The 13,396-nt window shown below is 64.2% G+C and carries 15 protein-coding genes; 6 read left to right on the top strand and 9 right to left on the bottom strand.

Going from position 1 to position 13,396, the window contains the following annotated elements; genetic code table 11:
* Positions 1-6: 6 nt before the first annotated feature.
* From VEC01_RS14840 to VEC01_RS14825, 4 genes are all read right to left on the bottom strand, one after another.
* Positions 7-744: an ABC transporter ATP-binding protein gene (locus VEC01_RS14840; protein WP_324901677.1), complete on the bottom strand. Its 738-nt coding sequence runs from the start codon at positions 742-744 to the stop codon at positions 7-9.
* On the bottom strand, positions 741-1,523 hold the full coding sequence (locus tag VEC01_RS14835; RefSeq protein WP_324901676.1) for an ABC transporter ATP-binding protein: 783 nt from the start codon (positions 1,521-1,523) through the stop codon (positions 741-743). Before VEC01_RS14835 ends, VEC01_RS14840 begins: the two co-directional genes overlap by 4 nt.
* A 170-nt stretch (positions 1,524-1,693) precedes the next feature.
* Positions 1,694-2,866 (bottom strand): substrate-binding domain-containing protein, encoded by a 1,173-nt coding sequence (locus VEC01_RS14830; protein WP_324901675.1) that lies wholly within the window; start codon positions 2,864-2,866, stop codon positions 1,694-1,696.
* 225 nt (positions 2,867-3,091) lie between these two features.
* Complete coding sequence (locus VEC01_RS14825; protein ID WP_324901674.1) at positions 3,092-4,042, bottom strand: LysR family transcriptional regulator; 951 nt, start codon at positions 4,040-4,042, stop codon at positions 3,092-3,094.
* A gap of 94 nt (positions 4,043-4,136) precedes the next feature.
* On the opposite strand from VEC01_RS14825, the gene VEC01_RS14820 reads away from it, so the two are divergent.
* The 4 genes from VEC01_RS14820 to VEC01_RS14805 are packed head-to-tail and all read left to right on the top strand — an operon-like array spanning position 4,137 to position 7,022.
* Complete coding sequence (locus VEC01_RS14820) at positions 4,137-4,370, top strand: hypothetical protein (RefSeq protein ID WP_324901673.1); 234 nt, start codon at positions 4,137-4,139, stop codon at positions 4,368-4,370.
* A gap of 49 nt (positions 4,371-4,419) precedes the next feature.
* Entirely contained in the window at positions 4,420-5,892 is a 1,473-nt protein-coding gene (locus VEC01_RS14815) for an AlkA N-terminal domain-containing protein (protein ID WP_324901672.1), read from the top strand.
* A gap of 1 nt (position 5,893) precedes the next feature.
* Positions 5,894-6,379: a methylated-DNA--[protein]-cysteine S-methyltransferase gene (locus VEC01_RS14810; protein WP_324901671.1), complete on the top strand. Its 486-nt coding sequence runs from the start codon at positions 5,894-5,896 to the stop codon at positions 6,377-6,379.
* Between the two features lie 34 nt (positions 6,380-6,413).
* Entirely contained in the window at positions 6,414-7,022 is a 609-nt protein-coding gene (locus tag VEC01_RS14805) for a hypothetical protein (protein ID WP_324901670.1), read from the top strand.
* Positions 7,023-7,179: 157 nt separating this feature from the next.
* Here VEC01_RS14805 and VEC01_RS14800 read toward each other — a convergent pair whose 3' ends face one another.
* Positions 7,180-7,401, bottom strand: a complete 222-nt coding sequence (locus tag VEC01_RS14800) for a glycine zipper 2TM domain-containing protein (protein WP_324901669.1) — start codon at positions 7,399-7,401, stop codon at positions 7,180-7,182.
* Positions 7,402-7,515: 114 nt separating this feature from the next.
* Here VEC01_RS14800 and VEC01_RS14795 point away from each other — a divergent pair, with 114 nt between their 5' ends.
* Entirely contained in the window at positions 7,516-8,400 is an 885-nt protein-coding gene (locus VEC01_RS14795) for an NAD(P)-dependent oxidoreductase (protein WP_324901668.1), read from the top strand.
* Positions 8,397-8,804 carry a GFA family protein gene (locus tag VEC01_RS14790; RefSeq protein ID WP_324901667.1) on the top strand — a complete coding sequence of 136 codons (408 nt, stop codon included), beginning with the start codon at positions 8,397-8,399 and terminating at the stop codon, positions 8,802-8,804. Before VEC01_RS14795 ends, VEC01_RS14790 begins: the two co-directional genes overlap by 4 nt.
* A 43-nt stretch (positions 8,805-8,847) precedes the next feature.
* Here VEC01_RS14790 and VEC01_RS14785 read toward each other — a convergent pair whose 3' ends face one another.
* From VEC01_RS14785 to VEC01_RS14770, 4 genes are all read right to left on the bottom strand, one after another.
* Positions 8,848-9,192, bottom strand: coding sequence for a DUF4870 domain-containing protein (locus tag VEC01_RS14785; RefSeq protein ID WP_324901666.1), 345 nt, complete (start codon positions 9,190-9,192; stop codon positions 8,848-8,850).
* A gap of 20 nt (positions 9,193-9,212) precedes the next feature.
* Positions 9,213-11,864, bottom strand: coding sequence for a DNA topoisomerase III (locus VEC01_RS14780; protein ID WP_324901665.1), 2,652 nt, complete (start codon positions 11,862-11,864; stop codon positions 9,213-9,215).
* Positions 11,865-12,110: 246 nt separating this feature from the next.
* A complete protein-coding gene (locus VEC01_RS14775; RefSeq protein WP_324901664.1) occupies positions 12,111-12,590 on the bottom strand; it encodes a DUF494 domain-containing protein in 480 nt (159 codons plus the stop codon).
* A gap of 205 nt (positions 12,591-12,795) precedes the next feature.
* Positions 12,796-13,396 (bottom strand): DNA-processing protein DprA (locus tag VEC01_RS14770; protein ID WP_324901663.1); only part of this gene is annotated, 601 nt, incomplete at its 5' end.

The raw sequence follows: 13,396 nt of genomic DNA, 5'->3' as shown, positions 1-13,396 counted from the left end.
CTCCCTTCAGTGATGCGCCGCCAGCGACAAGCCGAGCAGCCGCATCTGCAGCGCCTCGTCTTCCGCCAGCTCCGCCATCGGTCCGCGATGCACGATCCTGCCGTCGTCCATCACCGCCACCGTATCGCCCAGCTGCTTCGCGAAGTTGAAGTTCTGCTCCACCAGCAAGATCGTGGTATCGGTCTGCTTCAGTTCGCGGAAGGCATTGATCATGTTGGCAATGATTGCCGGCGCCAGTCCCTTGCTTGGTTCATCGATCAGCAGCAGCTTGCGCGGTTCGACGATCGCGCGCGACACCGCCAGCATCTGCTTCTGTCCACCCGACAGCTTGCCGGCCGGATGCAGCCAGAACTTCTTCATCGCAGGAAACAGCGTGAAGATCCATTCCAGGCGTTTGCCGTCGATGTCGTCGAGGCGGCGCGCCGAGCGCGCGGCCAGCAGCATGTTTTCCTTCACCGACAAGTCGGCAAAAATGCCCATGTTCTCCGGCACGTAGGCGATGCCAAGTTGGGAAATATCGGGCGTGCCCAGCTTCGAGATGTCCTTGCCGTCAAAGCTGAGTCGGCCCTGCGACGCCTGCCACAGGCCCATGATGGTACGCAACGTGGTGGTTTTGCCGGCGCCGTTGCGGCCGAGCAGCATCGTCAGCTGGCCGCGCGGCACTTCCAGGTCGACGCCATGCAGGATGTGATAGGCGCCGATATGCGTGTGCACGCCTTCGAGTTTCAGCAGGGGGGCGTTCATGCGGCGTCCTCCACCGGCGCCAGGCCGAGATAGGCTTGCTGCACCACCGGGGACGCGATCACGGTTTCCGGATCGCCGTCGGCCATCAGGGTGCCGTTGTGCAATACGATGATGCGGTCCGCGAGTTCGCGCACCACATCCATCTTGTGCTCCACCAGCAGGATGGTCTTGTCGCGGCGCGCCTTGAGCGAGCGGATCAGGTCGAGGATCACCGGCACTTCATCGACGCTCATGCCGGCGGTGGGTTCGTCGAACATGTAGACGTCGGGATCGAGCGCCATCAGCAGGCCGACTTCGAGCTTGCGCTGGTCGCCGTGCGGCAGCGCCGCCGCATGCACCTCGCGCTTGCCCAGCAGCGCGACGCTCTCCAGCAGCTGTTCGGCGCGCTCGATCAACGCGCGGTGGTGGTTCCATACATTCCACATGTCCAGGCCGATGTGGCGGCGCGATTGCAGCGCCAGCCGCACGTTTTCCAGCACCGTCAGGTTCGGAAACAGGCTGGTCAGCTGGAAGGCGCGGCCGAGGCCGGCATGGGTGCGCGCGGACACCGACAGTGACGAGATGTCGCGGCCGTTCAGCAGCACCTGGCCGGCGCTCGCTTTCAGCTGGCCGGAAATCAGGTTGAAATAGGTGGTCTTGCCGGCACCGTTCGGGCCGACGATCGCGGTCAGCGTGCCGGGCGCGAACTTGCACGACACTGCGTTGACGGCGACATGGCCGCCGAAGCGTATCGTCAGGTCGCGCGTTTCCAGCGCACCGGGATGGGGGTGTTCGGACATAGGGGGCTCCGATGATAGCGCTGCCTGTGCGGATTCCCGCACCCGTTCAGGGGGGAGGGTGGGGGTGGTGAGGTCGAGAACGCATGCGATCGTCCGACCTCATCACCCCGCCTGGCAGGGTGCTGCAAACTGCCTTTCTGGATACGGCTTCCGAAAGGAAGCCTTTCGACTCAACGCTTGTTGCGGACCGGAACAGCCATCTCTTCCGCCTTGATCTCGCGCACCAGGTCAGGCACGCCCCAGGGGAATGCCGGGTCGACCTTGATCTTGAAGTGATACATGGACTGCATCGCCTGGTGGTCTTCCTTGCGGAAGGTCATCTTGCCCTTCGGTGTTTCGAAGCTCATCCCTTCCATGGTCGAGATCAGCTTCTCGGTATTGGTGTCGCCGTTGGTCTTCTTCAGCGCCTCGACCAGGGCGATGCCTGCCGCCATGCCGCCCGCGGTGAAGAAATCCGGCGGGTTCTTGTAGCGCTTGTAGTGCTCGCTCACCAGCCAGTTGTTTACAGGGTTCTTGGGAATCGCAAAGTAGTAATAGGTCGCGCCTTCCATGCCGGGGAAGTTCTTGTAGTTCGCCATCGCCGGCAGGATGTTGCCGCCGGTCGCGATCTCGATGCCGTAGCGCTTCGGATCGAGGTCGGCGATCTTGAACGGATTGCCGGCGCCGGCCCAGATGATGAAGATCACCTTGCGGCCCGGCTTGTCCTTGAGCGCGTCGAACAGGCGCTGCGCGCCGGCGGTGAAGTCGGTGGTATTGGTCGGCAGGTATTCCTCGTGCACGACCTTGGCCTTCTTCAGCGCTTCCTTGAACGCCTTCACGCCGTCGCGGCCGAATGCGTAGTCTTGCGCCAGGGTCGCGATGGTCACGCCTTCCTTGTCGAGCGCCACCGCATTCGAGATCGCATCCTGCGAGGAATTGCGGCCGGTGCGGAAGATGTAGCGGTTCCATTTTTCGCCGGTGATCGCATCGGCCACCGCCGGCTCCACCAGCAGGATCTTCTTGTATTCCTCGGCCACCGGCAGCATCGCGAGCGCGACGCCGGAACTGGTCGGGCCGACCGCGATGTCGGCGCGGTCATCGGCGAAGGCGGAGGCCAGCTGCGACTTGCCCACGTCCGGCTTGCCCTGGCTGTCCTTTTCGATCACCACCAGCTTGTTGCCGTTGACCTGCATCGTGCCGTTGGTGGCATAGTCCAGGCCCATCATCAGGCCGATCTGCGTCTGCTTCGCATACGCTTCGAGCGGGCCGGTCTTGTCGTAGACGTGGGCGATCTTGATGTCTTTGGCATGGAGCGCGGTAGCGCAGAAAAGCGCGGCGACCGCCGCCAACAGGTGGTGTCTCATGGTTGTCTCTTCCTCTAATGGGTTGTTCTGATACCTGACTGCACAAGGATCGTACTACGCCCGGGAAAAGGACGCCGGCGTCGGGGGAAGGGGCCGGCAGCGACACATGTGAAATCAGGCTCTCGCCAGATTACTCCAAGGTGTGACGAGGGGAAAGTAGTAGAACTACGATGGCGCCAAATGCCCCACGGCCGCAAGCACGGCGTCAGAGTATGTAAAGAAACTTTACAGCAGCGTTTGCAGCGCGTCTCCCACCGTATGCATGAAAGCGCGCACGCGCGCGGTGTGGCGCAGGTCGGGATGGGTCAGGATCCAGAGCGGCGTTTGCAGCGCGTCGATCGGTTCCGACAGCGGGAGCAGTCCGCGCTCTTCGTTCGCCATGAATTCCGGCATCAGCGCCACGCCGATGCCGGTGCGCATGAACGCGAGCGCGGTCGGAAAATGATCGGCACGTACCGCGACCGAGGACGGGGGGACGTTCGCATGCATCCAGCGGTCGTACATCCGTTCCTGCGCGCCGCGCTGGAAGCAGATCCACGGCAGTTCGTTCACGAGCGCCTCGATCGGCCGCGGCGCCGGCCGCGCGCCCGCCGGGTTCAGGAAAGGCGCGTCATGCCAGGCATAGACGCGAAAGCGGATCTCGCCGAGTTTGCGCCCCACGAGATAATCCGGCACCTCGGCCGATATGCGCAGCGCGATATCCGCTTCCCGCCGCGACAGGTCGAGCCGTTCGCGCGCACCCTGCACCTCCACTTCAATGCCAGGATAGGCGGCGCAGAACTGTGCCAGCGGGCGCGGCAGAAGATACTGCGCGACGACGAAGCCGGTCGTCACCTGCAGCGTGCCGGTCAGCCGGGTGTCGCCCCCGATGATCCGCCGCTCCGCTTCGGCCACCAGCGGTTCGCATTGCTCCGCCACCCGCCACAGCGCTTCGCCGGCCTCGGTCGCGACATAGCCGGTGCGCAAGCGCTCGAACAGGCGCACCTGCAGCTTGCCTTCGATGGCGTCGATGCGGCGCAGCATGGTCGAATGCATGACGCCCATGGTGCGGGCGGCGCCGGACAGCGAGCCCGCGCGGGCGACCGCAAGCACATAGCGCAAGTCATCCCAATCCAGGCGCGAGGACAAGCCGGGATGCGGCTTTGCATCCTGCCGGTCGTTCTTCTCGTTGTGCATTTTTGCTGATTAAAGATGCAAAATTGAAGATTTAATGTGCGTAGATTAACACCTACACTGCCGGCATACCAACTTCCTTGCGAGGGGAAAAGAAATGAGTATGCCGACTGCCAACCGCTTCCTGCACTTCCTGCTTGCGCCGCCGGCGCGCCTGGCCGCCGCTTTTTCGATATGGCACGCACGGCTGTGCGCGAAGATCGACAGCGGGGCGCCGCCGCTGCACCGCCGGTTCGGTGCCTGGGAAGCTTACGCTAGCCTGCTTGCCACCGCCGCGCTGGAACGGGAAGCGGCGCGACGCCGCAATGCCGCCAATGACTTGCGCAGATGATGTCCGAAAACGGCTAGACGCTCTCCCGGGCGGCGGGTATAACACTTCCATGAATACCGCCGCATCGCCACTGCCCGGAATGCCCGTTCTCGACCGCGCCAGCTGCTATCGCGCGCTGGCCGCGCGCGACACGCGCTTTGACGGCGTCTTTTTCACGGGCGTGAAAACCACCGGCATTTACTGCCGCCCGGTGTGCGGCGTGAAAACGCCGCGTGAATCGTCGTGCCAGTTCTTCGGCAGCGCCGCCGCGGCGGAAGCCGCGGGTTTCCGACCCTGCCTGCGCTGCCGCCCGGAGCTGGCGCCGTATGCGCTGCAGGAAAACCTCGCGCATGCCGTTTGGCAGCGCATCGCAGCCGGCGCGCTGAACGACGGCAAGCTCGAGCGCCTGGCTGCCGAAGTCGGGCTTTCATCGCGGCAACTGCGGCGCGTCCTGCTGCAGCATTTCGGCGTCAGCCCGGTGGAGCTGGCGCAGACGCAACGCCTGCTGTTCGCCAAGAAGCTGCTGCAGGAGACCGCGATGCCGATGGCGGATATCGCATTCGCGGCGGGCTTCGGCAGCGTGCGGCGATTCAATGCCTTGTTCGCGCAACGCTATGGCATCGCGCCTACCGCGATCCGGCGTACCGCGCAGGGCGAGGGGGCGGCGCGTGATGCGCTGGTCCTGCGCCTGGCTTACCGCCCGCCGTACCGCTGGCCGGGCATCCTCGACTACCTGGCCGGCCGCGCCGTCCCGGGCGTCGAATCTGTCCAGGACGGGCGCGCCTACCTGCGCTCGGTACGGATCGGCGAGCTGCGCGGCTGGCTGCGCGTGACGCATGTGCCGGAACGGCATCAGCTGGCGCTGGAAGTCGCGCCGTCGCTGTCGTCCAGGCTGATGCCGCTGCTGGCGCGCGTGCGCAGCCAGTTCGACCTGGACGCCAATCCGGCGGTAATCGAGGCGCACCTGCGCCAGGACGCGCTGCTGGCCCGGCAAATCGCGGCGGCGCCCGGGCTGCGCGTGCCCGGCGCCTTCGACGCGTTCGAACTGGCGGTGCGCGCGGTGCTCGGCCAGCAGGTAAGCGTCGCAGGCGCGACCACGCTGTCGGGGCGACTGGTGGAGCGCTTTGGCTCAGCCGCCGAAGCGCCGTTCGAACGGTTGACGCATCATTTCCCGCTGCCGGAAGCGTTGGCGGAAGCGCAGGTTCCGGATATCGCCGCGATCGGCTTGCCCGGCAAGCGCGCGGAAACCCTGCGGCATCTGGCGCGCTTTGCCGCGGCCGGCGGCCTGCAACTGCAGCCGGGCATGCCGCTTGCGGAAGCGGTGGCGCGCCTGAAGTCGGTGCCCGGCATCGGCGACTGGACCGCGCATTACATCGCATTGCGCGCGCTGCGCTTTCCGGATGCCTTCCCGGCCGGCGACCTGGGTTTGCAAAAAGCCGCGGCGGACCCGGGTGGCCGCCTCACCGAGAAACAACTTGCCGCACGTGCCGCCGCCTGGTCGCCGTGGCGCGGCTACGCGGCGCTGGCCTTATGGATGGCATGACATGATCTCTTACACCGAACATTCCAGTCCGCTCGGCACGCTGCTGCTGGCCGCGAGCGAACGGGGCCTGCGCGGCCTCTATTTCGAGGAGCACAAGTACTTCGACGGGCCGCAAGGCTGGTGCGCGCAGCGGTCCAATCCACATCTGCAGGAAACGATGCGCCAGCTGGACGATTATTTCGCGGGCAGGCGTACCGGCTTCGACCTCGCGCTCGACCTGGGTGGCACCGCATTCCAGCGCGCCGTCTGGAACGCCTTGCTGGAGCTGCCCTTCGGTGTCACCAGCACGTATCGCGACGTCGCATTGCGCGTCGCAAATCCGAAGGCGGTACGCGCGACGGGAACGGCGATCGGCCGCAATCCGGTGTCCATCATCGTGCCTTGCCACCGGGTTCTTGGTGCATCGGGGGGATTGTCGGGTTATGCGGGAGGCGTGGAACGCAAGCACTACCTGCTTGCGCACGAAGGGTGGCGCGTGCGCGCCTGAGAGTATTTCAGGGAGGGAGAAACGGAGGTGGGTAATGCGCCAGGCACAGACCTGCCGGACAGTCGCACGACGGCCGATGCTGCCCGGCGCGATGCTGTACGAAGCGCACTACCGAGGGAGCCCTTACTTCGACGAGCCGCCCGAGCCGCCGCTACCGCCGACGCCGGTACCCGCTGCGGGGGAAGCAGTATTGCCAGTGGAAGTGCCAGGATCACCTGAACCGGTGGTGGTCGGCATGGTGGAAGAGCTGCTGCCGGAGCTGCTCGGGCTGCTGCTGCTGCCGCTGCCCGACATACCGCTGCCCGACATGCCGCTGCCCGACATGCCGCTGCCGGATGAGCTGCTTGGCGAGGTAGCCGAGGAACCGGATGCGCCGGAGGAACCGGAACTGCCGCCCATACCGGACATTCTGCCTGTGCCGCACGCCGCAAGTACCAGCGCACATGCGAGAGGGATGGTCCATTTCAACATAAAGTTCTCCTTGAAAAACGCTGAGCAAGAAAGCAAGAAAGCCATTCATGCCAAAATGGCATGCATGCGAGTGTGTAGAATCTTTCAACTAACGAAAGTTCCGGCTGCTTCCCGCAGCGTCATCCCCCGAGGGAGGCGTCCAATGCGGGCCGGCGACGTGTTCGATTGCTGACCTGAAGTGCCGTGCACCCGCGCTGTCGGCGGGCACCCGCATGAATCAAGGACTTAGGCGAAGCGTGCCGCGCTGCATGCGGGCACCAGGGGATGGACGTGTGCGCAGCGGTGCTGCCGCTGCGCACCTTTGCGTTACAACTGCTTACCTTTTTTGCTTATTTTCTCGGCTTGGCGATCTCATTGCCGAGCACCCCGCCGACCGCCGCACCGCCGACCGTGCCCAGCGTGCTGCCGTTGGTCACGGCGCTGCCGGCCACTCCGCCCAGCACCGCGCCGGTGCCGATGCCGACCTGCTGGCGTGTCGTCGTGCCGCAGGCGGCGAGTGTGATGGCGAGCGTGGCGGCGCCCATGATGGAAGCAAGGCTGCGTGTCTTCATCTTATCCTCCAGAAGAAAGGTGCTGCGTCGTGCGTGTTCTTGTCATCGTTCGACTGATGCGTTACGGTGCGAGTTCCGCAGAGACAATTTCCGCCTGACAGGGAAGGAGCACGGATGAGCACAGGCAAAAGGATCGGCATCGTCGGCATCGGTGCGATGGGCATGGCAATGGCAAGGAATCTGCATCGCAAGGGCTTCCCGGTGGCGGTGCGCGACATACGGAGCGAGGCGGAGCAGCAGGCACGGGCGTGCGGCATGCAGGTGTGCCCCTCGGCGGCGTCGCTGGCAAGGGAATCAGCGCTGATCATCATTGTCGTCGTCAACGCTGCGCAGATCGATGAGGTACTGTTCGGCATTGACGGCGTCGTGCACGGCGCAGCAGCCGGAACCACAGTGATGCTGTGCTCGACGATTGCGCCGCAGGACACGGTCAGCTTCGCACAACGGCTCGCGCAACACGACATCGACACCATCGACGCGCCGGTCTCCGGCGGACCGGCGCGCGCCGAGGCCGGCACCATGAGCATGATGCTGGCGGCGGGCGACGCGCTGCTGCAGCGTCATGAACAGGTGCTGGATGCGCTCGGCGACAAGCGATTCGTGATCAGTGCGGCGGTCGGCGACGGCGCGAAGGCCAAGCTCGTCAACAACCTGCTTGCCGGCATCAATCTCGTCGCCGGGGCGGAGGCGCTCGCGCTCGGCATCAAGCTCGGGCTGGAGCCGGGCAAGCTGTTCGACGTGATCTGCGCATCGAGCGGCGCGTCATGGATCTTCCAGGACCGCATGGCGCGCGCACTGAAGGACGATTTTTCGCCGCGCGCATTCGCGCATATCCTCACCAAGGACGTAACGCTCGCCACCGCATTGGCCGACAACGCGCAATACGACACGCCGCTCGGCGATGCGGCGCTCGCCGCGTTCAGGCGCACCCTGGAAAGCGGCTTCGGCGCGCTCGACGATGCGGCGGTGATCAAGACTTACCTGCAGGAGGCGCAATGACAAGGGGCAGTTGCCTGTGCGGCGCGGTGCGCTACGAGTACGACGGCCCGTTCGGCACGATCACCGTCTGTCGATGCAGCGATTGCCGCAAGGCGCAGGGAAGCGCGTCGGTGATCGCGGCGCCGGTTGATGTGGCAGCGTTTCGCTGGACCGGCGGGCAGGATCTGATTGCGGAATACGAATCCTCGCCGGGAAAGAAGCGGGCGTTCTGCCGCAACTGCGGCACGCCGCTGTATTCTCGCAGGGACGAGCAGCCGCAGGTATTGCGCCTGCGCATGGGGACGATCGACAGCGAAACGGCGGCAAGGCCTAGCGCGCACATCTTCGTCGCCAACCTGCCGCCCTGGGCGCAAATGGATGACGACCTGCCGGGGTATGAAAGGCTGGAGCCGGAGCGGGACTGACCGGGGGCGCGTCGGCCGTGCATGCCAGTGTGCGGCGGTGTGGTCAATTCACGAGGCGTAGCGAAAGCGGATAGCGATAAGGCTTGCCCTTTGCCGCCGCCAGCGCGCCGAGCAGGCAGAATACGAAGTTCGCCAGGAATACCAGCGGAAACAGCAGGAAACCCACCAGCAGCAGCTTGAGCATGATGCTGGCCACGAGCGCGAGCGCCACGGTGATCTGGAAGTTCAGCGCCTCGCGTGCTTCGCGGGCGACGAAACCGGATTCCTCGCGCCGGACCAGCCACAGCACGAGCGCGCCGACGAAGCCGCTGAAGATGCCGAGCAGATGCGCCAGCATCGCGAGGTTGCATTCATCCTTGGACGGCACGGATTCGATGATCTCGTTCACTGCAACCTCCCGCGCTCAGTTCACGCCGCTTTCTTGGCCGTTGCCTTCTTCGCGACCGGCTTCTTCACCGCGGTCTTGGCGGCCGTCTTGGCCGCCGTCTTCGTGGCGGTCTTCGCAGCCGTCTTGGCCGCGGGCTTCTTCGGCGCCGCTTCCTGCGCTTCTTCCGCATCCGCCTTGCCCTTCGCGGGCGCCTTGGCCTTGCGTTCCTCGAACTCGAAGCTCACTTTGCCGTTCTTGTCCTTCACCAGGAAGGCCTTGAACGGGCGCCGCGTGCGCTGCGAGATGAAGCCGGGCAGCAGGTCGGTGCGGCCGTCGTTGAGCAGCTTGGCCATCTGCTCCGGCACGATTTCCTGCTGCAGGATGATGCGCCCGCTGCGGAATTCGCAAGCCTTGGGCTTGGCGACGGTCTTTTCGCAGACGTAGGCCAGGCCCATTTCATAGACCCCGCTGCCGCACTTCGGGCAGGGGCCGAGAACCGGCTGGTTGCTGAAGTCGACGCCTTCACCGCTTTCGTCGTCTTCCTGCGCCTGGCCGAAATCGAACTCCAGCTTGTAGTTGTTGTTTTCCTCGTCGCGCACGATTTTCAGGATCGCGGCGAACGGTCGGCCCATCTTCGAGCGGAAACCCTGCAGCGGGCCGATTTCCCGCTTCTGCAGCAATTCCTCGACCTCCGCGATCTCGAACTGGCGGCTGCCGGGGATCTTGGTCATCGAGAACTCGCACTTGGTGCAGGCAAAGCGGCGATAGTTTTCCTTTACCACGCCGCCGCAGTTCGGGCAGGGCGTCTTCAGCGTCGCATAGTCGCCCGGGATGGTGTCCTTGTCGTATTCCTTCGCGCGCTTGACGATGATCTGGGTCATCTGTGCGATCTCGCGCATGAATTCCTCGCGGCTGATCTGGCCGCGCTCCATCTGCGCCAGCTTGTATTCCCACTCGCCGGTCAACTCCGGCAGCGTCAGCTCGTCCACGCCGAGGCCGCGCAGCAGCGTCATCAGCTGGAACGCCTTTGCCGTCGGAATCAGCTCGCGGCCTTCGCGCAGCAGGTATTTTTCATTGAGCAGGCCTTCGATGATCGCCGCCCGCGTGGCCGGGGTGCCCAGACCCTTGCCGGCCATCGCCTCGCGCAGGCCTTCATCCTCGACCAGCTTGCCGGCGCCTTCCATTGCGGAAAGCAGCGTCGCTTCCGAGTAGCGGGCCGGCGGCTTGGTCACCAGTCCGTTCGCGTTGACCTTGTCGGTATGCACCGTCTCGCCCCTGGCCACCGGCACCAGCGTGCCCGCGTTGTCCTTGTCGTCGTCGTTCGCCGCTTCCTTGCCGTAGATCGCCAGCCAGCCGGGATTGGTCATCACCTTGCCTTCGGTCTTGAAGCTGTGGCCCGACACCTCGGTCATGCGCGTGGTTACCAGGTATTCCGCCGCCGGGAAGAACACCGCCATGAAGCGGCGCACCACCATGTCGTAGAGTTTCTGTTCCGGTTCGGACAGGTTCTTCGGCGCCTGCAGCGTCGGGATGATCGCGAAGTGGTCGCTGATCTTGCTGTTGTCGAAGATGCGCTTGTTCGGCTTGACCCACTTCTTGTCGATGATCTGCTTCGCGAACTGGTGGTAGTTGTGGTTCTCCGCAACGACTTCCAGCGTCTGCTGCACGGTGTTCAGGTAGTCTTCCGGCAGGTGGCGCGAGTCGGTACGCGGGTAGGTCAGTACCTTGTGCTTTTCATACAGCGCCTGCGCCAGGCCCAGCGTGTTCTTTGCGGAAAAACCGAAGCGCGCGTTTGCCTCGCGCTGCAGGCTGGTCAGGTCGAACAGCGCCGGCGAGAGCTGGGTGGCCGGCTTGGATTCTTCGGTGACCGTGCCCTGCTTGCCGCGGCAGGCGGCGACGATGGAGTCGGCAGCGGCCTTGCTCCAGAGGCGCTCCGGCTTCTTTTCCGGATCGGTTTCATCCTTCTTGAACCTGGTGTCGAGCCAGCGCCCCTCGTACACGCCGGCCGCGCACACAAACTCGGCACGCACTTCCCAGTAGTCGCGCGGCACGAAATTCTTGATCTTCTCTTCGCGCTCGACCACGATCGACAGGGTCGGCGTCTGCACGCGTCCGACCGTGGTCAGGTAAAACCCGCCGTCCTTGGAGTTGAATGCGGTCATCGCCCGCGTGCCGTTGATGCCGATCAGCCAGTCTGCTTCGCTGCGGCAACGCGCGGCATCAGCCAGCGGCAGCATATCCCGGTCTTCGCGCAGGCGCGCGAAGCCGTCCCGGATTGCGGCCGGCGTCATCGACTGCAGCCAGAGGCGGCGGATCGGCTGCTTGGCCTTCGCGTATTGCATGATCAGGCGGAAGATCAGTTCGCCTTCGCGGCCCGCGTCGCAGGCGTTGACGACGGCGGTGACATCCTTGCGCTTGAGCAGCTTGTTCAGCACCTTCAGCCGCGATTCGGTCTTGGCGATCGGCGTAAGCGCGAAATGCGGCGGAATCATCGGAAGATGGGTGAAGGTCCATTTGCCGCGCTTGACGTCGTATTCTTCCGGCACCGCGATTTCGACCAGATGGCCGACGGCGGAGGACAGCACGTACTCGTCGGATTCAAAGTACTCATCGTGCTTCGTGAAGCCGCCGAGCGCCTTCGCGATGTCGTTCGCGACAGAGGGCTTCTCTGCGATGATGAGGGTCTTAGTCATAAAAATGGTCTCGATTGTTGCGCGGAAGAGCGCACATATATATAGATGGCAATGCCGGCTATGGCAAGGCCGGCCCGGATGCCGGGTAGCATTCAAGCGCTACCAATATAGCAACGATCCGGGGATTTAGCGGCCAATGATAAGCGGGTTGCGGCGAAAACCGCAAGCGAGGCGAGGCGGGAAGTCTTGTCGCGGCAGGCGTGGCCGCCGGTCAACATGTGGGCCGGTGAACCTGCTTCCTTGCTATTAATGCATCAGACGGGGTTCGGAATCGTCCTCTTCACTGGAGAAGAGTTCGTCGAAGATCAGCGCATCCGGTTCCTTGCCCTGGCTCCAGAGCACCATCAGCACGATCACTTTGACTTTGTCCAGCGACACCGGCGCATCGCTTACGGCAAGTGCGCGCTCAATGATAATTTCCCGCTGGATCGAATCGATCACCTTCGCCGATTCAAGGAATTGCAGGAAGCCGACGGCTTCGGTGCCAAGCACGTCCATTTCCTGCTGCGCGTAGATGCGCATGCCGAAGGAAAACGCGGTCTGCTGCGGATAACGTTCCGCGAACTCGCTGGTGGTTTCCGCCAGATCGGTCAGCCAGCCCAGCGCCTTGGAAATCTCTTCTTCCTCGAAACCCACCGCGGAAAGCTTGCGGATCAGCGCCTCCGGGTCGGGGCAGGCCTCCGGACGGTAGTAGGTTTCGTAGAGATATACGAGAACGTCGAACATGATTTACTGTAGCGTTAAGGCCGTTTTGCCAAAGCGGCACCGCGACCAGGTTGCAAAAAATGACACTCTCGTGTTGCTCTTTCTTTGCACGAGATACCGCTTCGTACAAAAAACGGTGTCACGCCGGCGACAGTACAAGGTTTATCGGGGGGCCTTACGATTACAGGATATCCCAAAAACGGGAAGCGGGACAGCAGAATTGGTATCAGGATGTTGCGATGCGGCGCACCATGCCGCCGGGGAGCATCTCGATCAAGCCGTCGAGTTCCAGCGTCAGCAGCATGCTGCTGAGCGCGGCGATATCGATTTCGCAGCGTGCGGCCAGCAGGTCCGGCGCAACCGGATCAAAGCCCATCGCGTCCAGGATCGCGCAGCCGGCGCTGCGCTGCGCCGGTTGCCGTGCGGGCGCTTCGGACGGGCGTCGCGCGGCGTCGTGGCGGACCTCCTCTAACACATCCTGCGCCGATTCCACCAGCTTGGCACCCTGCTTGATCAGCAGGTGGCAGCCCTTGGACAAGGGGGAATGAATCGAGCCGGGGATGGCGTAGACATCGCGTCCCTGCTCCGCCGCCACGCGCGCGGTGATCAGCGAGCCGGACTGCGCGGCTGCTTCCACCACCAGCACGCCTTGCGCCAGCCCCGAGATGATGCGGTTGCGGCGCGGGAAGTTGGCTGCGATCGCGGGCATTCCGAGCGGGTATTCGCTGACGATGCAGCCGTTCTCCGCGATTTCCTGCGCCAGGTTGCGGTTGCGCGCCGGGTAGGCGATGTCCGCGCCGGTGCCGATCACGGCGATCGTGGAGCCG

It is taken from the genome of Noviherbaspirillum sp. (assembly GCF_035627455.1).
GTDB lineage: Bacteria > Pseudomonadota > Gammaproteobacteria > Burkholderiales > Burkholderiaceae_D > Noviherbaspirillum.
The sequence above is the reverse complement of the archived record's forward strand: the minus strand, read 5'-3'. Positions and strand labels throughout refer to the sequence as shown.

Coding starts and splice junctions, on each gene's coding strand:
- VEC01_RS14775 (WP_324901664.1), bottom strand. CDS start 12,590: ATGTTCGACGTTCTCGTATATCTCTACGAAACCTACTACCGTCCGGAG.
- VEC01_RS14780 (WP_324901665.1), bottom strand. CDS start 11,864: ATGACTAAGACCCTCATCATCGCAGAGAAGCCCTCTGTCGCGAACGAC.
- VEC01_RS14805 (WP_324901670.1), top strand. CDS start 6,414: ATGCGCCAGGCACAGACCTGCCGGACAGTCGCACGACGGCCGATGCTG.
- VEC01_RS14795 (WP_324901668.1), top strand. CDS start 7,516: ATGAGCACAGGCAAAAGGATCGGCATCGTCGGCATCGGTGCGATGGGC.
- VEC01_RS14825 (WP_324901674.1), bottom strand. CDS start 4,042: ATGCACAACGAGAAGAACGACCGGCAGGATGCAAAGCCGCATCCCGGC.
- VEC01_RS14790 (WP_324901667.1), top strand. CDS start 8,397: ATGACAAGGGGCAGTTGCCTGTGCGGCGCGGTGCGCTACGAGTACGAC.
- VEC01_RS14835 (WP_324901676.1), bottom strand. CDS start 1,523: ATGTCCGAACACCCCCATCCCGGTGCGCTGGAAACGCGCGACCTGACG.
- VEC01_RS14840 (WP_324901677.1), bottom strand. CDS start 744: ATGAACGCCCCCCTGCTGAAACTCGAAGGCGTGCACACGCATATCGGC.
- VEC01_RS14800 (WP_324901669.1), bottom strand. CDS start 7,401: ATGAAGACACGCAGCCTTGCTTCCATCATGGGCGCCGCCACGCTCGCC.
- VEC01_RS14820 (WP_324901673.1), top strand. CDS start 4,137: ATGAGTATGCCGACTGCCAACCGCTTCCTGCACTTCCTGCTTGCGCCG.
- VEC01_RS14810 (WP_324901671.1), top strand. CDS start 5,894: ATGATCTCTTACACCGAACATTCCAGTCCGCTCGGCACGCTGCTGCTG.
- VEC01_RS14815 (WP_324901672.1), top strand. CDS start 4,420: ATGAATACCGCCGCATCGCCACTGCCCGGAATGCCCGTTCTCGACCGC.
- VEC01_RS14830 (WP_324901675.1), bottom strand. CDS start 2,866: ATGAGACACCACCTGTTGGCGGCGGTCGCCGCGCTTTTCTGCGCTACC.